This is a genomic window from Dysgonomonas sp. 37-18 (genome assembly GCF_001899125.1).
Classification (GTDB): Bacteria; Bacteroidota; Bacteroidia; order Bacteroidales; family Dysgonomonadaceae; genus Dysgonomonas.
In genome coordinates, this window is sequence record NZ_MKVC01000030.1 from 330396 (window position 1) to 357324 (window position 26929).

General features: G+C 37.7%; 18 protein-coding genes. 10 read left to right on the forward strand and 8 right to left on the reverse strand.

Features of this window, described 5'->3' with window-relative positions:
• Window positions 1-40: 40 nt before the first annotated feature.
• The 10 genes from BGO84_RS12315 (at window position 41) to xylE (ending at window position 19635) form a co-directional block, all read left to right on the forward strand.
• A complete protein-coding gene (locus tag BGO84_RS12315) occupies window positions 41-2836 on the forward strand; it encodes a TIM-barrel domain-containing protein (protein ID WP_366246701.1) in 2796 nt (931 codons plus the stop codon).
• 76 nt (window positions 2837-2912) lie between these two features.
• Window positions 2913-6080 (forward strand): TonB-dependent receptor, encoded by a 3168-nt coding sequence (locus tag BGO84_RS12320; protein WP_135103864.1) that lies wholly within the window; start codon window positions 2913-2915, stop codon window positions 6078-6080.
• A 21-nt stretch (window positions 6081-6101) separates the two neighbouring features.
• Window positions 6102-7718: a RagB/SusD family nutrient uptake outer membrane protein gene (locus tag BGO84_RS12325; RefSeq protein WP_135103865.1), complete on the forward strand. Its 1617-nt coding sequence runs from the start codon at window positions 6102-6104 to the stop codon at window positions 7716-7718.
• Window positions 7719-7737: 19 nt separating this feature from the next.
• Entirely contained in the window at window positions 7738-9612 is a 1875-nt protein-coding gene (locus BGO84_RS12330) for a hypothetical protein (RefSeq protein WP_291029533.1), read from the forward strand.
• 106 nt (window positions 9613-9718) lie between these two features.
• A complete protein-coding gene (locus BGO84_RS12335; RefSeq protein WP_291029535.1) occupies window positions 9719-11419 on the forward strand; it encodes a cellulase family glycosylhydrolase in 1701 nt (566 codons plus the stop codon).
• Between the two features lie 123 nt (window positions 11420-11542).
• On the forward strand, window positions 11543-14041 hold the full coding sequence (locus BGO84_RS12340) for a glycoside hydrolase family 2 TIM barrel-domain containing protein (RefSeq protein WP_291029537.1): 2499 nt from the start codon (window positions 11543-11545) through the stop codon (window positions 14039-14041).
• Window positions 14042-14311: 270 nt separating this feature from the next.
• Window positions 14312-15028, forward strand: a complete 717-nt coding sequence (locus BGO84_RS12345) for an NUDIX domain-containing protein (RefSeq protein ID WP_135103868.1) — start codon at window positions 14312-14314, stop codon at window positions 15026-15028.
• Window positions 15029-15061: 33 nt separating this feature from the next.
• Window positions 15062-16543 carry an FGGY family carbohydrate kinase gene (locus tag BGO84_RS12350; RefSeq protein ID WP_291029539.1) on the forward strand — a complete coding sequence of 494 codons (1482 nt, stop codon included), beginning with the start codon at window positions 15062-15064 and terminating at the stop codon, window positions 16541-16543.
• A gap of 33 nt (window positions 16544-16576) precedes the next feature.
• A complete protein-coding gene (gene xylA / locus BGO84_RS12355) occupies window positions 16577-17905 on the forward strand; it encodes a xylose isomerase (RefSeq protein WP_291029541.1) in 1329 nt (442 codons plus the stop codon).
• A 173-nt stretch (window positions 17906-18078) separates the two neighbouring features.
• Window positions 18079-19635 carry a D-xylose transporter XylE gene (gene xylE / locus BGO84_RS12360; protein ID WP_283686323.1) on the forward strand — a complete coding sequence of 519 codons (1557 nt, stop codon included), beginning with the start codon at window positions 18079-18081 and terminating at the stop codon, window positions 19633-19635.
• A gap of 74 nt (window positions 19636-19709) precedes the next feature.
• Here xylE and BGO84_RS12365 read toward each other — a convergent pair whose 3' ends face one another.
• The 8 genes from BGO84_RS12365 to BGO84_RS12400 are packed head-to-tail and all read right to left on the reverse strand — an operon-like array spanning window position 19710 to window position 26665.
• Window positions 19710-20822, reverse strand: a complete 1113-nt coding sequence (locus tag BGO84_RS12365) for an ABC transporter permease (protein WP_291029543.1) — start codon at window positions 20820-20822, stop codon at window positions 19710-19712.
• Window positions 20823-20827: 5 nt separating this feature from the next.
• Window positions 20828-21934 (reverse strand): ABC transporter permease, encoded by a 1107-nt coding sequence (locus BGO84_RS12370; protein WP_291029591.1) that lies wholly within the window; start codon window positions 21932-21934, stop codon window positions 20828-20830.
• Between the two features lie 4 nt (window positions 21935-21938).
• Entirely contained in the window at window positions 21939-22682 is a 744-nt protein-coding gene (locus BGO84_RS12375; protein WP_291029545.1) for an ABC transporter ATP-binding protein, read from the reverse strand.
• Window positions 22679-23593 carry an ABC transporter ATP-binding protein gene (locus tag BGO84_RS12380; RefSeq protein WP_291029547.1) on the reverse strand — a complete coding sequence of 305 codons (915 nt, stop codon included), beginning with the start codon at window positions 23591-23593 and terminating at the stop codon, window positions 22679-22681. The genes BGO84_RS12375 and BGO84_RS12380 overlap by 4 nt, the downstream gene beginning before the upstream one ends.
• A gap of 3 nt (window positions 23594-23596) precedes the next feature.
• Window positions 23597-23800: a winged helix-turn-helix domain-containing protein gene (locus BGO84_RS12385; RefSeq protein WP_006842497.1), complete on the reverse strand. Its 204-nt coding sequence runs from the start codon at window positions 23798-23800 to the stop codon at window positions 23597-23599.
• An 11-nt stretch (window positions 23801-23811) separates the two neighbouring features.
• Complete coding sequence (locus BGO84_RS12390; RefSeq protein WP_291029549.1) at window positions 23812-24711, reverse strand: HlyD family efflux transporter periplasmic adaptor subunit; 900 nt, start codon at window positions 24709-24711, stop codon at window positions 23812-23814.
• A gap of 57 nt (window positions 24712-24768) precedes the next feature.
• On the reverse strand, window positions 24769-26034 hold the full coding sequence (locus BGO84_RS12395) for a TolC family protein (protein WP_291029552.1): 1266 nt from the start codon (window positions 26032-26034) through the stop codon (window positions 24769-24771).
• Between the two features lie 10 nt (window positions 26035-26044).
• Window positions 26045-26665, reverse strand: coding sequence for a TetR/AcrR family transcriptional regulator (locus tag BGO84_RS12400; RefSeq protein ID WP_291029554.1), 621 nt, complete (start codon window positions 26663-26665; stop codon window positions 26045-26047).
• Between the last annotated feature and the right edge of the window lie 264 nt (window positions 26666-26929).

Genomic DNA, 26929 nt, shown 5'->3' on the forward strand with positions numbered 1-26929 from the left:
CATGAAAAGAAATCAACTGCTTTTGGTCGGTTTATTGTCGATGGCTCTATTCATCGGCTGTAAAAGCGGACCATATCAGAGAACGAGTGACGGAATAATTGTAAACCTGAAAACGGACAATGCTTTAGCTACAAAAAACATCAGATTGCAAGTTGTCAATGATGATGTAATACATGTTTCGGCTACTCCCGGCTATAAGTTTTCTGACAAAAAAAGTCTTATCACCATATATGATAAAACACAAACAACAGGATGGGATGCTAAAGAGGAAAACGGAAATGTTGTTCTTAAAACAGCTTCTACCATTGCTACGGTATCTTTGACTACAGGAGAGGTTACTTTCTCTGATATAAATGGTAATGTGCTTCTAGCTGAAAATAAAGGAGGAGGTAAATCATTTTCTGATATCGAAGTCGAAGGAACAAAAGCATATACTATGCAGCAAGTCTTTGAATCTCCTGCCGATGAGGCTTTTTATGGACTTGGACAACATCAGGCTGATGAGTTTAACTACAAGGGAAAGAATGAGGTTCTTTTCCAATATAATACAAAAGTGTCTGTTCCGTTTGTTTTATCGAGCAAAAACTATGGGATACTTTGGGATAACTACTCATTGACTAAGTTCGGTGATTCTCGTGATTATCTCGACTTGGATCAATTTAAGCTATATGACAAAACCGGAAAAGAAGGCGGGCTGACCGCTACTTATATGGTAAATGCCGATCCAAATAAAGTTTTTGTAGAAAGATCAGAATCACAGATTGATTACGAAAATCTGGAAACAATAAAGAAGTTTCCTCAAGACTTTCCGTTCTTTAATTCTCGCATCACTTGGGAAGGAGATATAGAGGCAAAGGAAACTGGTAAATATCATTTTATACTTTATTATGCAGGTTATACAACTATATCATTAGATAATGAGGTAATAGTGCCTGAAAGATGGCGTACGGCATGGAATCCGAATAGCTATAAGTTCACAGTGGATATGAAAGCCGGTGAAAAACGTAAAATAAAACTCGATTGGAAACCCGATGGCGGTATATCATATATAGGACTTAAAGCTTTGAGCCCGAAATCTCAGGAAGAACAAAACAAGTTGGCTCTTTGGTCAGAGATGGGCGATCAGATCGACTATTATTTTATTCGTGGAAACAGTGCCGATGATGTGATCAAAGGATATAGGACTGTTACAGGAAAATCGCAAATTATGCCTAAATGGGCAATGGGATTCTGGCAAAGTCGTGAAAGATATAAAACTCAGACAGAATTGCTTGGCGTTGTAGATGAATACCGCAAGAGAAATATACCCCTAGATAACATAATATTAGATTGGTCGTATTGGCCGAAAGATGCATGGGGAAGCCATGATTTTGATACCGAGCGTTTCCCTGATGCAAAAGGAATGATGGATAGCGTACATGCAAAAGATGCACATATTATGATTTCTGTATGGCCTAAATTTTATTATACGACAGATAATTACAAGGCTTTTGACGAAAAAGGATGGATGTTTAACCGTGCTGTGAAAGATAGTATTCGCGATTGGATCAGCCCGGGTTACATTGGAGGATTTTATGATGCTTACAGCGAAGGTGCTCGCAAACTATTTTGGGATCAGTTGAACGAAAAGCTATATTCTAAAGGTATTGATGCTTGGTGGATGGATGCTTCCGAGCCGGATATTTTATCAAATGCAAGTATGCAGTATCGTAAAGAGCTAATGACTCCTACAGCTTTAGGTCCATCAGTTGAGTACTTTAACGCTTACGCTCTTGTTAATGCACAGGGTATTTATGAAGGTCAGCGTTCTACTAATCCTAACAACCGTGTCTTCTTGCTTACCCGTTCTGGCTTTGCCGGACTACAACGTTACTCTACAGCTACATGGAGTGGCGATATCGGTACTCGTTGGGAAGATATGAAAGCTCAGATTTCAGCCGGACTTAACTTTGCTATGTCGGGTATTCCTTATTGGACAATGGATATCGGTGGTTTTTGTGTCGAAAAACGTTATGAAAATGCGAAAGAAGGCTCAGAAGATATGAAAGAATGGAGAGAGCTGAATGCTCGTTGGTTCCAGTTTGGTGCATTCTGTCCGCTATTCCGTAGTCATGGACAATATCCTTATCGTGAGATCTATAATATTGCTCCTGAAGGTCATCCTGCATATAATAGCATGGTTCATTATACCAAGCTTCGTTATCAGATGATGCCATACATCTATTCATTGGCCGGAATGACATACTTCAATGATTATACCATTATGCGTGCTTTGGTAATGGATTTCGGAAAAGATGCAGCTACTCATAATATAAGCGATCAATATATGTTTGGGCCGAACCTGATGGTTTGTCCGGTATATCAATACAAAGCAACATCTCGTGACGTATATTTTCCTGCCGGTACAAATTGGTACAACTATGATACAGGAGAATATGTTACCGGAGGAAAAAGCATAAAAGTATCTGCACCCTACGAACGTATGCCTCTCTTTGTACAAGAAGGTTCTATTTTGCCTATGGGAAATGATATTCAGACTACCAAAGAAGCTCAAACAGATCTCACCATAAAAGTATATACAGGTAAAAACGGAGAGTTTACTTTATACGAAGACGAAGGGGTAAACTACAACTATGAGAATGGGGCATATTCGACTATTAAGTTCAGTTATGATGAAGCCTCTCAGCAGCTTACTGTCGATGATATTAAAGGCGAATATGCGGGTATGGCTAAAGATAGAATATTGAAAGTAGAATGGATTACCAAAGGAAAGAAAAACACAATATCTGAAGTGAAATACTCAGGAAAGAAGATCTCTGTAAAAAGGACAGAATAAAGCAGAATTATTGTTATTACATAAATCACTTTTAGTTCAGATTCACTAATACTATTAAAAAACCATGAATGAGAAAATGACTAGATTTTTTCGGCAAACAAGTTGCATTTGTTTGCGGAGGGTATATCTGATGCTTATTATCAGCTTACTCTCAGTTGCTGCGCTTTATGCACAGTCAGTACGTGGAATATCGGGAACCGTAACCTCAGATGGCGAACCTCTTATTGGCGCCTCTGTTGTAGAAAAAGGTACAACAAATGGTACCTTGACTGATGTTGACGGAAAGTTTACCTTAAGTGTGAAAGAAAATGCGACGATCGAAGTGTCCTATATTGGATTCACTTCTAAAACGTTTGCAGTTGGGCAACAAACAGTATTCAACGTAGAGTTGAAAGAAGAAGCCAATGTGTTGAATGAAGTTGTAGCCATAGGTTATGGTGTTCAGAAGAAAAAGCTGAATACAGGTGCTACGTTACAAGTAAAAGGCGATGAGGTAGCTAAATTAAACACTACTAATCCTCTTCAGGCTCTTCAGGGGCAAGCTCCGGGAGTACAGATTTCTTCTACGTCCGGACAACCGGGTGCAGATATGAAAGTTACTATACGTGGACTTGGTACAGTAGGAAATTCAGGGCCGCTTTATATTATCGATGGAATTGAAGGAGATATCAGTGTATTGAATGCCGCAGATATTCAATCTATCGATGTTTTGAAAGATGCTGCTTCTGCTGCCATATATGGTGCTCAGGCTGCAAATGGTGTTATTTTAGTAACTACAAAACAAGGATCGAAAGGAAAAGGACAAGTTTCTTTTGATGCATATTATGGGGTGCAGAATGTTGCACGTAAAGCCAAAATGCTCAACGCCAATGAATATATGGCAATAATGAATGAGCAAGCATTAAATTCGGGATCGGCTTTGTTTGACTTTGATTCGATGGGTACTCTTGCCAATACAAACTGGATTAACCAAATGTTTAAAGATGATGCTAAAACTGAAAACTATTCGTTGAATGTGAATGGTGGTCCAGAGGCTTCTCGATATGCCCTTTCATTGAATTATACGTCTCAAGAAGGTGTCGTTGGAGGTAAAGATGTCTCTAATTATGAACGTTATGGTTTCCGTATCAATACAGAGCATAAGTTATATAAGGAGATATTGACGGTGGGGCAGCACTTAAACTTTAACTATATCAAAAATAGAGGTATAAGTGTTGGAAACCAATATAATAATACTTTACGTGGAGCTTTTACCACATCTCCTTTGTCACCTGTATATAGCGATAATAATATCTATGACAGTCCGTATAATGATACAAGCAACTCTCCATGGTATAATGGAGATAGTAATCCATACGGTTTAATGATGACTAACTCAAACAATAAGAATGATTCTCAAAAATTGATGGCTGATGTATATGCAGAATTAGAACCAGTTAAAAACCTTAAGTTAAGATCAGTATTCGGTATTAATTATTATGCATCCGAATATCGCAGTTTTGAGCCATTCTACCAGTTCTCTGTATATACTTATAATAAAGATCATACGACTACATTACAGAATATGAGTAAAGGTCATACGCTGACTTGGACTAATACAGCAGGTTATGATTTTACTTTGGCCGATGATCATGCCATCAATGCTTTAGTCGGTATGGAGGCAACACGTTATCAGGGAACATTCCTTTCTGGATCTAACTGGAATCTATTATCTCAGTTTAATGATTTCTCCCATGCATACTTGGATAATACAACAGGACAGGCCCATTTGGATAGTGATGGCAATGTTGTAGAAACAAGAAATGTAGGAGGTAGGCCTGAACACGATTATCGTCGTGTGTCTTATTTCGGACGTGTTGGCTACAACTATAAAGAGAAGTACATGTTCAATGCAACTTTGCGAGCTGATGGTTCATCCAAGTTTGCAAAAGGTAACAGATGGGGATACTTCCCTTCGTTCTCTGCAGGATGGGTGATTACAAATGAAGACTTTATGCAAAGTATGGTAGAGAGCCGAACTTTAGATTTTCTGAAACTTCGTTTAAGTTGGGGACAGGTTGGTAACCAAAATATTAGTGATGATCAATATCTTGCACCAATAAATACGTCTACAGCTTATACAAGTAGTGATCCTGCTGCATATTACAACTTCGGCACAAACAAAACAAACGTTGCCGGTGCTTATCCAAGCCGTTTGTCTAACCAAAACGTTAAGTGGGAGACTTCAGAACAGCTCAATATTGGGTTTGATGCCTATATGTTAAAAAATAGATTAGGAATCAATGCTGATTTTTACACAAAGAAAACAAAAGATTGGCTGGTTGTAGCTCCTATATTGGCTACTGCGGGAGCCGGAGCTCCATATATAAATGGTGGTGATGTAAAAAATACAGGGATTGAACTTGGCTTAACATGGAGAGATAATATCGGTCAAGTAAACTATAATATAGGCGTAAACGGATCTTATAATAAGAATAAAGTGGGTAATATCCCAACAGATGATGGCATAATTCATGGTCTCACAGGAATGCTTTATGATAACTCAGAGGAGTTTTACAGAGCTCAAAATGGTTATGCAATTGGTTATTTCTGGGGTTATAAAACCGCTGGGGTATTCCAAAGTGAGGAAGATATCGAGGCTTGGAAAGCTGCCGGTAATGGTATTCTACAGGCTGACGTAAAACCGGGAGATGTTAAGTATGTTGATCTCGATAAAAATGGAAAAATAGACGCTACAGACAAAACCGATTTGGGAAATGGTATGCCTGATTTCTCTTTTGGATTTAATATCGGATTCGAATATAAAGGATTTGATTTCAATCTGAATGCGAATGGAGTAATGGGCAATAAGATTGTTCAATCCTATCGTAACCATACCAACAAACAGGCCAACTATACAACTGCAATCCTTAATCGTTGGACAGGTGAAGGTACTTCAAACAAAATTCCTCGTGTAACAGAGACAAATATAAACTGGCAATTCTCTGACCTGTATCTGCAAGATGGTGATTTCTTACGTATAAGCAATATAAGTATTGGTTATGATTTTGCGAAACTAATCAACCTGAAATGCATCAGCCAGTGTCGTCTGTATGCATCAGTACAAAATGCATTCACATTTACTAAATATGATGGAATGGATCCGGAGATCGGTTATGGTACATCAGACTGGGTGTCAGGAATAGACTTAGGTTATTATCCTCGCCCGAGGACTTATTTATTCGGTGTGAACCTTAAATTTTAACCATTAAACGAGATATAAACTATGAATAAGTTTAAACATATATTAGTAGCAGTAGCTGTAAGTATGGGACTATTCTCCTGTTCTGATAGTTATCTTGATACAGAATCTAAAACAAATCTGACTGATGGCAGTTTTTATAAGACTGTCGCAGATATGGAAATGGCATTGATCGGTTGCTATGACGGATACCAGCGTACTACTTCTGATGGAGGGGTTGCGCATTATGTTACCTCAGAACTTCTATCTGATAATTGTTTTGGCGGAACCGGTAATACTGACGGACGTGCTTATCAGGCTTTAGACCGCTTCGATATTACACAATCGCCTTCTGATAATAATATATTCAACCAGACTTGGATAAGCTATTATGCAGGCATTTTTCGTTGCAATACGTTATTGACTAAGATGGAGGCTTCAGATTGGAGCGATCAGGCAGCAACAGTAAACCGCATCGCAGGCGAAGCTCGCTTCATTAGAGCTCTTTTGTATTTCGATCTTGTTCGTTTGTTTGAACGTGTTCCTCTTCTTACTGCACCAACAACCGATAATGTACCTCAGGCTGATCCTACCGATACATACAAGCTGATCGTTGAAGATTTGAAATTTGCTGCAGCTAATATTCCTGCCGATGCTTATCCTAAAGCTAAAGCTAGTGAGAATGACGGTCGTGTAACCAGTTTTGCTGCAAAAGCTTTATTGGCTCGTGTATATTTATTCTATACAGGTTATTATGCTAAAGATGATTTGGGTGTAACCAAGGCTGAGGTATTAGCCGGATTGGAAGATATTGTTGATAGTGGAGAGTTTGATCTATTGCCCACATATAAAGAAATGTGGCCTGCAGCAAGCTATATACCGAATGCAGACGATAATAAATTAGATAAGTCGGGGTATGCAGGAGCAGGAAATGTAGAGGTAATTTTTGCAGAAAAATTCAATAATACATCCGACTATAACGGAATGGTAGATGGAAACCGTTGGTTGGTTATGTTGGGAATGCGTAATACAAACTGGTCGCCTTATGGTAAAGGCTGGGGAGCGTGTACTGTAAATCCTAAATTAGTGAATGCTTTTGCTGCTAACGACCAAAGAAAGACAGCATCAATAATTGACATAGCTAAAGAAGGAATTGAAGCTAAGTATGATAAGAAAGACCAACGCGAGTATACCGGATATTCAAATAAGAAATATACGCCAACAGCTTTGCCTGATGGTACTTCTGATACCGGAGGTGATAATGACTTTCAGATTTCTCAAGATCAGGATTATATTATTATACGCTATGCGGATGTGCTGTTAATGGCTGCCGAATTGGGGTCAAATAATGCACAAAATTATTATGACCAAGTGCGTAAGCGTGCAGGACTTACAACTAAGACAGTCTCTCAGGCTAACATCCTGGAAGAGCGTCGTTTCGAATTTGCATTCGAAGGCCTTCGTTATTGGGACTTACTTCGTCAGGGGCTTGATGTTGCTGCTTCTACTATCGCCCAGTCACAAAAAGTATTGAGTGGCAATGCAGAAGATGAAGTTGTAATCACTGCTGAGAATATTAAGAAAACAAGAGGTTTCATGCAGATACCGAATACTCAGATTACATTATCGAAGAATGTTCTTACTCAAAATGCAGGTTGGTAACAAACAAAAACTAATAATTATGAAGAAACTGATTAATATATTTACATTATTCGCTCTTTTCGCGATGATGTTTGTTTCTTGCTCTCCTGATGATTATAGTTTAGGAAGTAAGAATGTAAAAGCAGAAGATTTGGTTGAAGGTATAGCCTTCAAGATTGAACACGATGCTTCAAACCCCAATATTATTTATCTGACAAGTTTGATGGGAAATGGTTATACTCCACTATGGAATCATCCTCAGGGACGTAGCCAGAAACAAAAAGTGACGTTGAAAATGCCTTTTCCAGGTACTTACAATGTAACATTCGGGGTAGAAACACCCGGAGGAATTGTATATGGAGAACCTGTTACTTTTACGGTTGATGATTTCTATGCAGACTTTGTAAATGACGATGTGTGGACTATGATCTCGGGAGGAGTAGGTAAATCCAAAACATGGTACCTAGACCTTGATGCCGAAGGAGTTAGTCGTCATTTCTTAGCTCCGATGTATTTCTTCACAGGTACATATAACTGGGATGCCCTTCACACAGCTTCAGGAGATAATTATCTTGATGCAGATGCATGGGATTGGAAAAAAGCTATCACACCTCTTGCCGGAGACGATGGTAATGCTTTATGGTATTGGCTTGCAGACTGGCCGGGTAATAAATGGATGTGCGATGCAGCTGACTTTGGAACAATGACATTCGACCTGATTGGCGGTGCAAATATCAAGGTAGACCAACAGGCTTATGGCTTAGGATCTTACAATGGTTCGTATATGGTTAATGTGGATGAACATACTATTGCCTTTACCGATGCTTATCCTGTAAATGTAACTAGCAGAAATGGAGAAGTATTGGCAGCTACCGAATTCAGGATATTATATTTGTCGGAAGACTTTATGCAGATTATGCTTGTTCCGTCGGGCACATGTTTCAACTATATTTCTAAGGAATATAAAGATAATTGGGTTGCAGGAGATCCGGAACCTCCGTATAATGGAAATGCAAATGATGATTTAACATCGACATTTACAAAGAAATGGAAGTTGTCTGTTAATACTCCATATAACTGGACTGGTCTGGATGGTACATTCCTGAATAATTGGAGTTCGTCGGCTGACTATTCTGTTGCAGGCTATCCATACAATAAGAGTATGATTGATAATATTTCTTTGTCGATGACAAAAACAGGAGAGAAAACCGGAAGCTATATACTTACCGATGGCACAGCTAAAGAAATGAAAGGTACATATAAGACTGATGCTAATAACAATATAATTTTTGATACAGACATAAGTTTTGCTATTTCTGGGTCACAGATGTTATCTACAACAGGGGATAAAGCTTTAAGAATTATTCGTTCAGAAAAAGATGAATCAGGAGAATTATCAGGCTTATGGTTAGGTAGACGTGACAATACCGATGCTAAATACATGGTATATCATTTTGAACTAATGAAAGCAGCATCAGAAGATGAGGGTACTAGTATGACTATTGATCAATCTAAGATAGTTCATGGGGATCTTGAGTCTAACGGGAATCTAAGGATTGAAATTTATAATGCATACGGAAGTACTGCAGCCAGTCCTCCTGTGAAGCCTTCGGATTTTATTTTTGATAAGAGTATTTCTGTTACTTTCACGCTTGGTGGGGTTACCTTAAAAGCAGGAGCAATTGGAAGTTACAAAGCTGCTTTGTCTTTTGCCGATGGTGATTGGTCTGCTCAATACTGGGGTGGGGGATCAGGTGATACGAATGTTTCTGGAAATGGGACGTATACTGTATGGTGTGCTCCCGGAGTATCTGATGGGCTGATGGTTTTCACTGTTGATGTGAAAGATTTGGCTAACGATATTGTCGACTTAAGTGCTGTTACTGTTAAAGTCGATAAAATAACAATAAAATAAATATCTAAGGATCTGGATAATACAAAATATTGTCCAGATTCTTATTATTAAAACAGGGAATTAGGCTGATCATTATTGATAGCTTATTTTCTATTATAAAAAAAATATGAAAAAGTATATTATTTTATTATTGTTATGTCTAGGTGTGAGTATAGCTAACTGGAGTTGTTCCGGCGACGAAGATAAACCCGATCCGGAGTTAATTGTTTCAACAGATAATCTGACTTTCACAAAAGATGGTGGAGATAATACCATACATATAAAGACAAACCAAAAATGGACTGTAGCTAGTTCTGAGTCTTGGTGTACTGTTTTGCCTGCATCCGGAGAAGGAACAGGGACTATAAAACTCACTGTGTCAGCTCAGGCTAATACCACAACAGATATTCGGAATGCGACCTTGACAATAACTGCCGGAAATATAAAAAAGGAAGTAGCCGTTACACAGGCTCTGACAAATCTACTTGTTGTAAAGAAGAATATATATGATGTAAAATCAGAAGGAGAAAATATAACTGTCGAGCTACAAACATCAGGCTCTCACGAAATAGTAATAAATGGAGATTGGATTACAAAATCCTCAACGAAAGCAGTTTCGGACGTTTCCGAAGTTTTTCTTATTGCTCCTAACAAGAATATTTTTGAAAGAGAAGGTACTATTGTATTCAAAGTCGGTAATTTGTCAGAAACAGTTACAATTGCTCAAGCAGCAACAAGTCTGAATATTGTGGCTGATAAGACAGGAATGAATAACGATGCTCCGGCTCTTGCTGCAAAAATGGGACTTGGCTGGAATTTAGGCAATACGCTCGAAGCGACAGATGGAACTACTGCCGGAGAAACAACATGGGGCAACCCAAAGGCGTCTAAAGCTTTGATAGATGGAGTAAAAGCAGCCGGATTTAATACCGTGCGTATACCATGCGCGTGGAATGCATATATCGAAGATCAGACTACATATAAAATATCGGATGCAAGACTTGCTCGAGTGAAAGAAGTTGTAGACTATTGTATTGATAACAATATGTATGCAATAATTAATATCCATTGGGATGGTGGCTGGCTTGAAGAAAATCCAACCTACGACAAACAGGTCGAAGTAAATAAAAAGCAAAAGGCATTGTGGGAACAAATTGCTGTTTATTTCCGTGACTATGACGAACACCTTCTTTTTGCAGGGACAAACGAAGTTCATGCCAATTATAATACCCCATCGGCAGAAAATATAGAAGTACAGCAGTCATACAACCAGACATTTATTAATGCAGTGCGTTCTACCGGAGGAAAAAATACTTGGCGTAACCTTATTGTTCAGTCATACAATACGAATATAGACTATGCAGTAAACTATATGAAAATGCCTACAGATCCTACAGCCAATCGTATCATGGCAGAAGTTCATTACTATGACCCTTACGATTTTACATTAGCTGAAGAAAATACAATTTTCCTCTGGGGTAAAGATTTCTCAGGTGCCGGAGTCTCCACATGGGGACAAGAAGATTGGGCTGATACGCAATTTGGAAAAATTAAAACAAATTTTGTAGATAAGGGAATCCCTGTAATCTTAGGTGAATATGCTGCAACATTAAGAGCATCGTTGAGTACTGCCGATTATGCAAATCATGTAAAGGCTCGTAATTACTATCTGAATTATATAACTAAAGTGGCAGTTCAGAATGGACTGATTCCTGTTTATTGGGATAATGGTCCTACAGGTGATAAAGCTTCCGGTCTCTTCAATAGAACTACCGGAGAGCAAGTACATACAGATGCTATTAATGCTATTATTAGCGCAGGGAAATAAAGTGTAGAAAAAGATTGTGAAATCTTTATTGGTTTTTATGGGTTTTTTAAGGTTGAAATTGATAGAGGTCGGATATGTATCTTCCGACCTTTATTTCTAAATTTAAGGATTATAATATCAGACATGAAAAAACATTATCTATTTCTTTTTATTTGTACAGTTCTCTTTTCGTGTTCTTCGTCAAAGAAAGTAAGAGAAAATGTAGACTTTACCGAAGGTTGGAAATTCTATCTGGGAGATGATTCTATAGCATATAATGCTCAATATGACGATGCAAAGTGGCGAATTCTTGATCTTCCTCACGACTGGAGTATAGAAGCAGATTTCTCACTAAAGAATCCGGCTACTCCCGGAGGTGGAGCATTACCGGGTGGTATAGGTTGGTATCGTAAAGACTTTATGGTAGATAAATCCGATGAAGGAAAGAATGTATATATCGATTTTGATGGTATCTATTGGAACAGTAAAGTGTGGATAAACGGACATCTTTTGGGAGAGCGTCCCAATGGATATATTTCGTTTCGTTACGACTTGACTCCATATATTAAAGTCGGAGAAAGGAATGTTATTGCTGTTCGTGTAGACAACTCGAAACAGCCGAATTCACGCTGGTATTCGGGATCGGGCATTTATCGTAATGTGAGGTTAGTAACTACAAATGCTTTACATGTTGATCTTTGGGGTACTTATGTAACTACACCTAAAGTAACAAAAGATAATGCCGAGATTAAAATAGAAACGAATATAAAAAATTCATCAGATCTTAGTCAAACATTTGAACTATATTCTATCCTGATAGATAAAGATGGAAAAGAGATTGCTGGAATAAATAATTCAGAAAGTGTTGGTGTTGGAGAAAATATTTCTATGAACCAAAGTTTGAAAGTCTCAAATCCAATCTTATGGTCGATAGACAATCCATATCTCTATAAAATAGTAACCCGTATAGAGCAAAATCGGAAAGTTGTAGATGAATATGAAACTCCGTTAGGTATTCGCTATTTTTCTTTCGATCCGAATAAAGGATTCTTTCTTAATGGCGAATCTATAAAGATAAAAGGAGTGTGCAATCACCACGATTTAGGATTCTTAGGAGCAGCCGTTAATACCAGGGCTATTGAGCGTCAGCTCGAAATTCTGAAAGAGATGGGATGTAATGGTATTCGTACCTCTCATAATCCACCTGCCCCAGAATTGCTTGACTTGTGCGACAAAATGGGGTTCATCGTTATGGATGAGGCTTTCGATATGTGGCGAAAGAAGAAATCACCGTACGATTATTCTCAATATTTCCCCGAATGGCACGAACGGGATTTGACCGATCTAATTCTTCGTGATCGCAATCATCCTTCTATCTTCATGTGGAGTATAGGAAATGAAATTCTCGAACAATGGTCTCATATAAATGCCGATACATTAGATTTGCAACAGGCTAACATGGTCTTAAATTTTGCCAATACATTAAACAAAAAAGATATTGACGCAAAAGAGCTTCACGTAAATTCTCTTTTGACTATAAAGCTGGCTGATATTGCCAAAAAGCTTGATCCTACACGACCGATTACAACAGGAAATAATGAAACAGAACCATCCAATCATATCTTCCGATCGGGTGCGATGGATATTATCGGTTTCAATTACCATGAAAATAATTGGGTGAATTTTCATGAGAAATTTCCGAATCAAAAGCTGATTATTACAGAGTCTACATCGGGACTAATGTCTCGTGGATATTACGAAATGCCTTCCGATAGTATGAACATTTGGCCCGAGAGATGGGATAAGCCTTTCGAACGTCCTGTGCATCATTGTTCATCATATGATAATTGTCATGTACCTTGGGGGAGCACTCACGAAGATACATGGAGACTCGTGAAAAACTATGATCATATTTCGGGTGTCTATCTGTGGACAGGTTTCGACTATTTGGGTGAGCCTACTCCATTCTGGTGGCCGTCTCGCAGTTCCTATTTCGGAGTAATTGACCTTGCTGGATTTCCTAAAGATATATATTATATGTATCAGAGTGAATGGACAAATAAGGATGTTCTTCATATCTTTCCGCATTGGAATTGGAAAGAGGGGCAAACTGTAGATATATGGGCATATTTCAATAATGCTGATGAGGTAGAGTTGTTTTTGAACGGTTTGTCTCTAGGCAAGAAAGCCAAAGAAAAAGATGTATATCATGTCTTTTGGCGTGTTCCTTTCCAAAAAGGTACTCTGAAAGCTGTTTCTTATAAAGATGGAAAAGAAGTGCTGACAAGGGAAGTTAAAACAACAGGTGATCCTATTTCCATAAAGCTTACAGCAGATAGGCAGACAATAAAAGCTGATGGGAAAGATTTATCTTTTATTACGGTTGAGGCTTTGGATGCAGAAGGTAATCCTGTTCCTGTAGCTGATAATCTTATAAACTTTACGATAGAAGGAGATGGTTTTATAGCCGGAACTGATAATGGAGATCCTACTGATCCGAATTCTTTGAAAAAGCCTTCAAGAAAACTGTTTAGTGGAAAAGCTTTGGCTGTTGTGCAGTCTCATAAAAAGGCAGGGAAGATAATATTAAAAGCGACCTCTTCTAATTTGAAGCAAGCTTCTATAGAAATAAATAGCAAATAATATACTTTTTTATTTAAACATCTTATTGTGGTAATTAACATATAGGCTTTCGGGCTTATATGTTAATTTGTTTTCGTGTAACGTATTTATTAATAGGTGTTTATTAATGTGTAAATTACAATATCTACCTTATTCTTATTGTACTATGTATGATATGTAATTAATTGTAATACAAATATTTAACTAAAAATTAGTGTAGTATTATTGTTGTGTTTTAAAATGAAGTTATATATTTGTACTTAGTACAATAAGTTTTATAGCCGGATTGCCATGAAAATAAACTTCATTCACACTTATGTCTCTGTCGATTGCGTTGTGTTCGGATTCGAGAACGACAAGTTGAATATATTATTGGTACAGCGTAATACTGATAAAAGAAGGAAAAAAGACCTGAAACTTCCCGGAAGCCTTATATATGATCAAGAAGATGTGGATGACGCTGCAAATCGTGTATTATTTGAGCTTACAGGGATAAAGAGGATGTCGTTAAAGCAATTTCGTTGTTTTGCTTCACCGGGCAGATCCAATAACCCGGATGATAGAAAGTGGCTCGACACGGCTTATCAGCCAAATATCAATCGCCTGATTACTGTTGCGTATTTATCTCTTTGTAAGGTGGATAGGAAATTGAATAATGTTTCGAAATATAAGCAAACAGAATGGTGTCCGATTGATAAAATACCACAAATGCCATTTGACCATAATCAGATTGTGAAAGAATCACTCGTAGAGATCTGCCGATGGATAGAATACAATCCTGTTATAGTTTTTGAGCTTTTACCTCAGAAGTTTACGATAAGTCAGTTGCATAAACTGTATGAAGCAATATATAATAAGAAAATTGATATACGCAATTTCCATAAGAAGGTAGCAGCTATGAGTTATGTTATTCCTTTGGAGGAGAAACAAAAAGATGTATCTCATCGTGCGGCCCGTTATTATAAATTTGACAAAAAGGCTTATAATAAGTTGAAAACAAGTATATAATCGATTTAAAAAACATAAAAACACTCATCTATCATGTATTTATTAGGATATGATATTGGTAGCTCTTCGGTAAAAGCTTGTCTGGTAAATGCCAGTACAGGTAAAATTGTTGCTTCAGACTTTTTTCCGAAAGAGGAAATGAAAATTACAGCTGTAAAATCGGGATGGGCAGAACAAGAACCTGCCGACTGGTGGGCAAACCTGAAACTTGCACATCAATCTGTGATGCAAAAGTCGGGGGCAAAAGGAGACGATATACAAGCTATCGGTATTACCTGGCAAATGCATGGACTAGTTCTTGTAGATAAAGATAAGAATGTACTCCGTCCCTCTATAATATGGTGCGACAGCCGTGCTGTACCTTATGGCGAAAGGGCATTTAAAGCCATCGGTGAGGAAAAATGTCTGAGTCATTTGCTCAACTCTCCGGGTAATTTTACTGCATCTAAACTAGCATGGGTAAAGGAAAATGAACCTCATATCTATGAAAAAATAGATAAACTGATGCTACCGGGTGATTATATCGGGATGAAATTAACAAATGATATTGTTGTTACTATCGAGGGAATGTCAGAAGGTATCTTCTGGGATTTTAAGACAAATACGTTATCCGAAGATGTACTGAATCACTATGGAATACCGAAGAGCTTTTTCCCTGAGATAAAACCTATTTTTGGAATACAAGGCTATGTTTCATCTTCGGCAGCCAAAGAACTTGGATTAAAAGAAGGTATCCCGGTTTCTTATCGGGCAGGTGATCAGCCTAACAATGCTCTTTCTCTCAATGTGTTTGAGCCGGGCGAAATAGCTTCTACCGCCGGAACATCGGGTGTCGTATATGGAGTGTTGGATCAGCTGAACTATGATAAACTATCGCGTGTAAATACTTTTGCGCATGTTAATTATACGCCGGAACAAATCAGACTTGGAGTGCTGCTTTGTATCAACGGAACAGGTATTCTTAACTCATGGCTGAAACGAAATTTGGCTCTTGAAGGCTTATCGTACAGCGAAATGAACGCTCTGGCTGCTCAATCACCTATTGGAGCGAAAGGTATTAGTATTATTCCTTTTGGTAATGGAGCCGAGCGTGTATTGGAAAATAAGGATGTTAATTGCTCGATACATGGAATCAATTTTAATATTCATGACAAGAAAGACATTCTTCGTGCAGCACAAGAAGGTATCGTGTTCTCTTACGAATATGGTATGGAAATTATGCGCGAGATGGGTATGAATATTTCTACCGTGAAAGCCGGATATGCGAACATGTTTCTAAGCCCGATTTTCTCGCAAACACTAGCCAGTGTAAGTGATGTGACTATCGAGTTGTATAATACAGATGGTGCTGCCGGAGCAGCTAAAGGAGCCGGTATTGGTATAGGGCTTTATGCCACACCTCAGGAAGCTTTTGCTTCTCTCGAAAAATTAGCAGTCATAGAACCTGAGAAAGATAAGAGAGATCAATATAGAGAGGCATATCAACAATGGCGTAATCTTGTAACTAAAAAATAAAATTATTAATCATTTAAAATAAAAACTATAATCATGGAAATTTTAAAAGGAACAAAAGAATTTTTTCCCGGTATTGGAAAAATCAAATTTGAAGGAAAAGAAAGTAAAAATCCGTTAGCATTTCGTTTTTATGACGAAAACAAAGTGGTAATGGGAAAGACAATGAAAGATTGGACTCGTTTTGCAATGGCATATTGGCATACACTATGTGCTAATGGTGGCGATCCATTTGGTGGAGCAACTATTCATCACCCGTGGAATATCGGAGACGATGCTATCAGCCGTGCAAAATATAAAATGGATGCAGCTTTCGAATTCATGACCAAAATGGGAATCAACTATTATTGCTTCCATGATGTAGACTTGGTAGATGCAGGGAATTCTTGGACAGAATATGAAAAGAACTTGCATATAATAGTAGACTATGCAAAAGAAAAACAAGCAGCTTCGGGAGTAAAACTTCTTTGGGGTACAGCAAATGTTTTCAGCCACGAACGTTATATGAATGGTGCTGCAACAAACCCTGATTTTAATGTAGTTGCAAGTGCGGGAACTCAAATAAAGAATGCTATTGATGCTACTATCGCTCTTGGCGGATCTAACTATGTGTTCTGGGGAGGTCGTGAAGGTTATATGAGCTTGTTGAATACCGACATGAAGCGTGAAAAAGATCACTTGGCTCAAATGTTGACAATGGCTCGTGACTATGCTCGCAAACAAGGATTCAAAGGTACATTCCTTATCGAACCTAAACCAATGGAACCTACTAAACACCAATATGACTTCGATACAGAAACTGTTATCGGCTTCCTTCGTCACTATGGTTTAGACAAAGATTTCAAAGTGAATATTGAGGTTAACCACGCTACTCTTGCAGGTCACACATTCGAACACGAATTGCAGGCTGCTGCTGATGCGGGTCTATTGGGTAGTATCGATGCTAACCGCGGAGATTATCAGAATGGTTGGGATACAGACCAGTTCCCTCTCGATATCTATGATTTTGCTCATGCATGGTTGGTATTGTTACCTTATGGCGGATTAGGAAATGGTGGTGTGAACTTCGATGCTAAGATACGTCGTAATTCTACAGATATGGACGATTTGTTTATTGCTCATATCTCGGGTATGGATGTATTTGCACGTGGCTTATTGGTTGCTGCAGATATTCTTCAAAGCTCAGATTACAACAAATTACGTAAAGAGCGTTATGCTTCATTCGATGGTGGAGATGGTAAAGCTTTTGAAGATGGCAAGTTAACTCTTGAAGATTTACGCACAATTGCACATAAAGTTGGCGAACCTAAGCAAATAAGCGGTAAGCAAGAGCTTTATGAGGCTATTGTAAATATGTATATCTAAACATATAACTAGGGATTGTTTTTTTTAAGTAATAGCATTCTTATCAAAAGTTCCTCACTTTTGTCATTCTGAGTGTAACGAAGATTTTTCAATTCACTTCGTTCAACATGGCAACTAGAAAATATAAATTGCTTTTAAAACAATCCCTTTGTTCCTTAAATAATTATTGACCAATGAAAAATGAAGCGAGTAAATCATATACGCTAAAACTGACACTGATTGCCACACTGGGTGGATTGCTGTTCGGTTACGACACGGCAGTTATCTCAGGTACGGTAGAGTCGCTCCGGCACTTTTTTATAGAGCCGATGGGATTATCATTGAACGAGGCCAATGCAATGGAAGGCTTCGTGATAAGTAGCGCTCTGATTGGCTGTATCTTTGGTGCGGCTATGGCAGGTTGGGTAAGTCAGACTTTTGGACGTAAAAAAGCATTGTTTGCTGCGGCTATTTTGTTTCTATTAGCAGCAATTGGGTCTGCATGGCCTGAAATAGGTTTCCAGATGCCTAGTGCAGGAGATCACTCTTTTGTATATCATTTTGTTTTTTATCGTATAATCGGTGGTGTAGGAGTTGGTATAGCTTCGATGGTCTCTCCTATGTACATCGCAGAAATAGCACCTCCCAGCAAGAGAGGTAGCCTTGTAGGGCTCAATCAGTTTGCCATTATATTTGGTATGTTGGTAGTATATTTTGTAAATTATTTTATAGCAAAACAAGGAGACACAGAGTGGCTTCATACAACAGGATGGAGATGGATGTTTGCTTCGCTAGCTATTCCATCAGTCATATTCTTCTTGTTATTGTTTATTGCACCCGAAACACCAAGATGGCTTGTGATGAAAGGTCACACCGCAAAGGCAGAAGGTATTCTTACCAAGCTTGTAGGTAGCACAATGGCTAAGCAGGAAATGGTAGAGATAAGACAAAGTTTTGATAATGAAGAAACAGCATCTTTAAAACCATATTATCGTTTTATGATGACATGGCTTATCTTATTTGTTGTGGGTCTTATTTCGCTATCGTTGGTCGGAGTTTCAAGTGCATTGGAAATCTCTATGATAGCCAGCTTTGTAATAGCATTGTATGTTCCTGTTAAATCTTACGGATTCCTGATTATAATGACAGGTGTATTGTTATCTGCATTTCAGCAATTTGTGGGTATCAATGTTGTGTTATACTACGCTCCCGAAATATTTAAGAGTATGGGATCGGGTACAGACTCGGCTCTGTTACAAACTATCATAGTAGGTATTATCAATCTGTCGTTTACAGTATTGGCTATTATGACTGTTGATAAATTCGGACGTAAGCCGCTGTTGATTACAGGAGCTTTAGTGATGGCAGTATCTATGCTTGGCTTGGGAACATCTTTTTCTCAAGGATTACCCGGTACATTGAAACTTGTGTTTATGCTTACATATACAGCCGGTTTCGCTATGTCATGGGGGCCTGTTTGTTGGGTTATGCTCGCAGAGATATTCCCTAACTCGGTGCGTTCGAGTGTGATGTCTATTGCTGTAGCTGCACAATGGGTATCAAACTTCTTAATTTCTTGGACATTCCCTATCATGGACAAGAACGATACATTAGTAACTATGTTCAATCACGGATTTGCATACTGGGTATATGGCTCACTTGCCGTTATTGCTGCATTATTTGTATGGAAACGTTTACCTGAAACAAAAGGTAAGACGTTAGAAGATATGGAAAAATTATGGAAAAAATAGAATAACATTTTGAATGTTAAAATAGGTTGATAAAGTAGGAGATTTGTTGAGATAATAAGCCTCCTACTACTTTTTTAGTTTGTCTTTTTATAACTGATAATAGCCCAAGTATTGAAAAAAACTACAAATCCCAGTAATGCAAACATCTGTGTGGTTAAGTCCATAAATACACTACCCTTGAGATAAACCATTCGCATCACTTGTATGAAATACTTCAAAGGATTGAAGATCGTAACAATCTTAGCCCATTCGGGCATACTGCTTATTGGAGTAAACAGACCACTCATCAATATCAGAATCATTATAAAAAAGAACATCACGAACATAGCTTGCTGCATGGTATTTGAATAGTTGGAGATAACCAGTCCGAATCCGGATACCACCAGAATATAAATTCCCGAAAAAAGATAGATTGTCAACAGGCTGCCAACGGGTAATATATTATAGACAAATGCTGCGAACCCAAAACAGATAGTAAGCACCGTGAATCCGATAACCCAGTACGGAATAAGCTTTGCTAAAATGAATGTAAATTTATTTACGGGAGTTACGTTCATCTGCTCTATTGTACCCATTTCCTTTTCGCTCACAATGTTTAGTGCCGGTAGAAAGCCGGTTAGCAGTGTAAGTAGTATTACCATCAATGCCGGAACCATAAATACTTTATAATCCAAATTAGGATTGAATTTGTACTGAGGGACGACGTTGATAAGGGGTAATGCTGCACCCTCTCTTTTGGGAGACCATTCTTCTCTGATATCCGATGAAAAATCGGATAGTATAGCACCCATATATGAAGAGCTTAGTGAGCCTTTCACGCCATTGACCGTGTTTGCTGATATCATAACATTAGCCACTCCTGTTTTTACGAGGTTTTTCTCAAAATCGGTTTGTATTTCGAGTATAACATCTGCTTTACCCGACTCGATACTATGCAAAGCTTTATCACCCGATAGAGAGACATCCGTAAGATGAAAATATCCGGATGAGGTTGCCTTGCGGACTAATCTTTCGGAATAAGTGCTATGATCATTATCTACAATACTTAGCTTAATGTTTTTTATCTCCTGATTGGCAGCCCAAGGCATAATGAGCATCATCATAATTGGCATGCCTATGATTAATCTCGGAAGAAATGAGTTCCGCATAATCTGTTTAAACTCTTTTTCGATCAAAAATTTTATCATGATAATCAGACTAATCTAACTTTAAACTTTTTCAAACTTATTGTAATCAGTAATATGAACATAGATAAGAGAATAGCCATATCTTTCAATATAAATTCGACACCTACGCCCTGTATCATCAGTTTTTTTATGGCATCGATATACCATTTAGCAGGAATAATATTTGATATCCATTGTAGTACTTCAGGCATACTTTCTATCGGATATATCATACCTGATAACAACATGACGGGCATCATAAAACCCATTCCCGAAATCAGCATCGCTGTTACTTGCGTATTTGCAATAGTAGATACAAACAGCCCCAGCGAAAGTGCTACCGCAATAAATATGAACGATATTGCAGCAAGCCAAAACAAGCTTCCGGCTACAGGTACTTTGAGGACGAAATATGATAATAACAATATTGAAGTGAGATTCACTACCGATAGCGTAAAATATGGTACTGCTTTAGCCAGAATGATATAAATAGGCTTTATCGGCGAAGCGAGCAAAACTTCCATTGTGCCCATTTCTTTTTCGCGTACAATGGCTATAGATGTCATCATGGCACATATCAGCATAAGGATAAGTCCCATAACGCCGGGTACGAAATTGTATGCGCCTTTTAACTGAGGATTATACAGCATTTTTACTTCGGGTACTATGCGGAAAGGAACGTTATGCTCACGCATCAATTCTTGTTGATACGATGTTATTATATTTGTAGCATACCCTGTTTGCATAAGCGATTGATTGGGGTCTGTAGCATCGGCTATAAGTTGTATAGAAGCCTCTCCTGTGTGTAACAAGTTGTTGTTGAAATTTTCACCGAATGCAACTACCATGTTTACTTTTCCTTGCCTGAAAACCTGTTCAATATCATCGGAACTATTCAAAACTTGCGAGACTGTAAAGTATTCGCTTGCTTCAAGTTGTTCGATGATGCGCTGTGTTGAAATATCCTTCGAGAGGTCGAATACTGCAATCTCTGTATTTTTGAGCTCTGTGGTTATAGCAAAGCCAAATATAATGATTTGCACAATGGGCATTCCCAGCAAGATCAGCATAGTGCGCTTATCGCGGAATATATGATAGAATTCTTTTTTTACAAAAGAGAGAAATTGTTTCATAATATCAATTATCAGAGCGTTTTGCTTTTCGTGCCAGTTGTTGGAAAACTTCATCCATATTTTTGGCATTGAACCGGTGACGCAGATTCTTTGGTGTATCCAACGCTTCTATTTTGCCATCTACCATAATTGAAATACGATTGCAATACTCGGCTTCGTCCATATAATGGGTTGTAACAAATACGGTAATTCCTCTGTTGGCAGCCTGATATATCAGTTCCCAAAATTGTCTGCGGGTAGCGGGATCTACTCCACCTGTGGGTTCGTCCAGAAATACAATTTTGGGTTCATGGAATATAGACACAGAGAAAGCAAGCTTTTGTTTCCAACCCAACGGTAATTCCTTTACCAGTGTATTCCGTTCTTTTGCAAAGCCCAGTTCCTCCAGCGTTTGGGCGGTTTTAGTTTCAATAGTCTTTTCTTTCATTCCGTATATTCCTCCAAATAGCCTGATGTTTTCCCATACTTTCAAGTCTTCGTACAAAGAAAATTTTTGACTCATATAGCCGATGCTCTTCTTCACTGCTTCTTGTTGCTTCGAGATGTCGTATCCGGCTACGAAGCCTTTCCCCGAACTTGGATAGCTTAATCCGCAAAGCATACGCATGGCTGTGGTTTTGCCCGCACCATTAGCTCCTAAGAATCCAAAAATTTCACCTTTTTCTACACTAAAAGATATATTATCTACAGCTGTAAAATTTCCGAATTTCTTTGTCAGTTTTTCTGTATGTATAACCGTTTCGTTCATTGTTTTTCGTTTTGAGCCAATAGCATGTAACAATCTTCTATACTTGGTTTTATTTCGTGTATATCAATGCCCGTATGTCCGCTGTTTGCGAGATATTTATTCAGTTCATTTATAGAGAAATCTTTATTTACTGTGATATGGTGTACTTCTCCAAACGCAAAACATGTTTTTATCATACTATGATTTCTGAGGTCTTTTAGGAGTTTATACATATCATCAGACTGTACAGACCATAATATTTCCGGATATCGTTTTATTATATTCTGTGGTGTTTCTACATCGAGGAAAGACCCGTTTTGAATAAGAGCTATACGATCACAGAGCTTAGCCTCGTCCATATATGGAGTGGATACAAGTATCGTAATATTTTGCTCCTTTAACTTCTTAAGCATATCCCAAAATTCTTTCCGTGACACAGGGTCTACTCCTGTAGTAGGCTCGTCCAGAAATAGGACGGCAGGCTTATGTATCAATGCACAGCACAATGCCAACTTTTGTTTCATACCGCCGGATAGTTTTCCTGCTTTTCTATCTTTAAAAGGCTCTATTTGTTGGTATATATCTTTTATCAGGTGATAATTTTCCTGTATGGTTGTATTAAATACCGTAGCAAAAAACTCTAAATTCTCTTCCACGCTTAAATCCTGATAGAGCGAGAATCTTCCCGGCATATAGCCTATTCTGTTCCGTATTTCTTTATAGTCTTTCACAATGTCCAAACCATCTACCGTGGCATTGCCACTATCTGCAAGCAGCAAGGTAGTAAGTATCCTGAAAAGGCTTGTTTTGCCGGCGCCATCGGGTCCTATAATGCCATATATCTCTCCTTGCTCTACATCGAAGCTTATGTCGTTGAGAGCCTGTACAGATTTATAGCTTTTTTTTATATTTTGAACTGAAACAGCTTTCATATTTTATGCATTCAATTCAATGTACAAGTCATCATCTTTCTCCACATAGTTAATCTTATTTTCTTTAGATAACCATCCAAGAGCCAGATAAATATACATTTCTCTATAGCCTGTTATTACCTCGAGATCATGTATCGTAAGCATCCCTTTTTCGGCAAGCGTATCACAAATAAGTTTTGTGTCACTATTTATCAACTCTTTCAACATAACTTTGTGTTTTAATTCAATTTTAACTCTCCGTACATTCCATACTTTAGATATCCATCGTTCTTTACAGCTACTTTTACGGCATATACCAAGTTGGCTCGTTCGTCACGAGTCTGTATTGTTTTAGGCGTAAACTCTGATTTATCCGATATCCAGGTTATAGTCCCTGAATATTCTTTCATTTCTTTCTCTCCAAAATCTGCATATACTTTTACGGCTTGTCCTATTTTCACTTGTGTCAACTGGCTTGCTGTAATGTATGCCCGAAGGAACATGTGTTCGATATCTGCTACTTTAAATAAAGCTCTTCCCTGTGTTGCGAGTTCTCCTTGTTCTGCATATTTAGACAGGATAGTCCCATTGATAGGGCTGCTGATAATAGATTTCTGTATCTGATCATTTATTTGGACTACCTGCACTTCCAGCCCAGAGCTTTGTTCCGATATGTTTTTATTCGAATTTTCTAATAATTCCGTTTGTGCAGTTAACTGCCTTTCAAGAACAAGTATCTGTGCATTTATATCATCTAATTGCTTTTGGTTTGCAGCGTTTGCCTTTACCAAGTTCTCGAATCGTTTCTGCTCGTTTTTCTGGGTTGCAATTTGTTGCTTTATAGCTGCTATCTGTCTGGGTACATCTACACGCCCGCTCTTTACTGCACTAGTATTAGTCAGTAATTGCATCTTTTTTAGATATAATTGTACGGTGTCTATATACCCGAGAGGCTTTCCTTGTTCTACTTGTTGCCCTTCAATGAAATTGAGCTGCATAATCTTTCCGTTTGCTTCGGCTGATACAATTACCTCAGTAGTCTCAAAAACGCCGGATGCATCATAGTCTCCATTTCCTTTTCCACAAGCTGTAAGCAAGAGTATGATGCTTGCATAAACTATATTTTTTATTGTTTTCATATATTATTTTTCATTTGATGTAGAGAGAAAAGTATATCGTTGTTTCTTACTTCTTGTTTAATTGTTTGTTGTATATTTTAAATTGTAAATAGCTTGAAGCAATTCTATCTCATGTTGTATTCTGTCTTGCTTTGCAAGATCTTCTGCATTTACATCACGCATGAGGTCAATGACGGTTGATGTTCCATTTGTCACCTTTGCTTCAGTTGCCCGCTTTACATTGTTGCGAAGGGTGACTATATCGTCATCATATTTTAGCAGGTCTTTATTTTTGTTTATTTCGTTTTGTTCTTGAGAGGTTTCCAAACTTGTATTGAAAAGAAATGTTTCTCGTGAAGTTGCAATATTATCCTTATTCGTTTCTATTAGTTTTCTGTCGTTTTTTTGTGTGTACAAGCTTCCAAAATTCCAAGACAAACGTATTCCTCCGATGTAGTATGCCGAGAAATCATTATTGAGCATATTCAGTGCGGGTTTTCCATACCCACCTGTGAGAAATAGTCCCAATTTGGGCATATAACCGGCTTTTATTGCTTTCTTCTGCGTTTCTAGATTTACTAATTGTGCGTCGAACAACTCGAGCTCAGGTCGTTTTACTTGCGATGATATGGTCAAGTTGTCGGCATTTGGTTTTGGCAAGATGATGTTTTCGTTTAGCTTTTGCCCGATAAGAATACCTAGCATGTCTAAATAAGCTTTTTTATTGGAAACGATCTGCGCCTTATTTTGTACAGTTTTCAGTTGCTCCACTTTTATCGCATCCAAATCTGATTGATTCGCTATTCCATTGATTATATAGCTTGATATCAGGTCAAAATTTCGTTGTAACTCTTCTTGTAAAAGTGTGTTCTGCTTCAACCTTGCATCGAGGAGTAAGATGCCAAAGTACATTTGATTTACCTGATAGACTATCTTATACATATCAACGTCCAGCTGTTTTTGTTCAGCATAGGATGATGCTTTTGTGATATCTTTTTTGCTGCTTATTACGCCTCCGTCCCATATCGTTTGGGTAACATCTATTGTAGCAGAATACTGATCTTTGCTCAGCCCTTTGATATCTATGCCCTGAATATCAATAGGAATTTTTGTCACTTCCGATTGATAAGAGGCTTTAGCCGATAATGAGAATTGAGGTAAATAGCCTTTTCCGGCATTTGAGAGATTATACTCTTTCGACCGCTCAATCAACCCGTACCGTTTTATAAGCGGATAATTTTCTTTTGCCATTTGCTGACATTGCTCTATGGTAAGTGTGCTTTGAGCAAAAGCCATTGCAGAAAAGAAAAGCGAATATGTGATGATGATTAATGATTTTTTCATACTTATTCTATTATTCATCTATTTGAAGCATCATTTTTATCCATTGTGGAATTAATGCTTTTCGTTCTTCTATGAATATTTCATACTCTTTTTCTCCGAAAGGAGCATGCAAGTTCATTAATAAGGGCTTTCCTACGATAGGAAAAATGGACATAGATACTATATTTATAAAAATCTGAAGTGGTGTTACTCCTTTTATCCCTTTTTTGTCTATTTGTTCCTGTATCTGTTTAAATAGGAAATTATTTGCGATAGATTTTCCTTTAAGCCCCACATTTTCTATTATTTTGTGAGGATTGGCTTGTATTTCACTTAGTACAAATAGGGGTAAATTTGGATTCTTTGAGATAGAATCTATATAGCGCGCAACAATCATGTCTATCTTATCAGAAAGATTAATATCTTCTGCGTTTACAAGATTTACTATTAGTCCAAACATTTCTTGTAAGCTTTCTTTCATAATTATATCAAAGAGCTTTTCCTTACTCCTGAAATAATAATTGAGCAGGGCAAGGTTTATTCCCGCTTCTTCTGCTATGTCGCGTGTTCGGGCTTGCCCATATCCTTTTTCATGAAATACTTTTCGGGCTGCATTTTTTATTTTTTCTTCTGTCGAAATATCTTTTTCCATTTTGTGATGTATTCCTTTTACTTCTTAATCGAGCTGCAAACATAAATTAAAATATTGATTTAATCAAATGATTAAATATTATTTTTAAATGCTCTAATCAAATTCTTTTAATTCGTCGGTTGTAATGTTTTTATAAATAAATTTGTCTTATATAAGTAAGTCGCTTATAAAAAAGTAACAGAAAAGTGACAAGTAAAAAGAGTGAAATAAGTGTCACTTTTGTCATCTTTTTATTTTTAATTTCTTTGTATACTATTGTATATG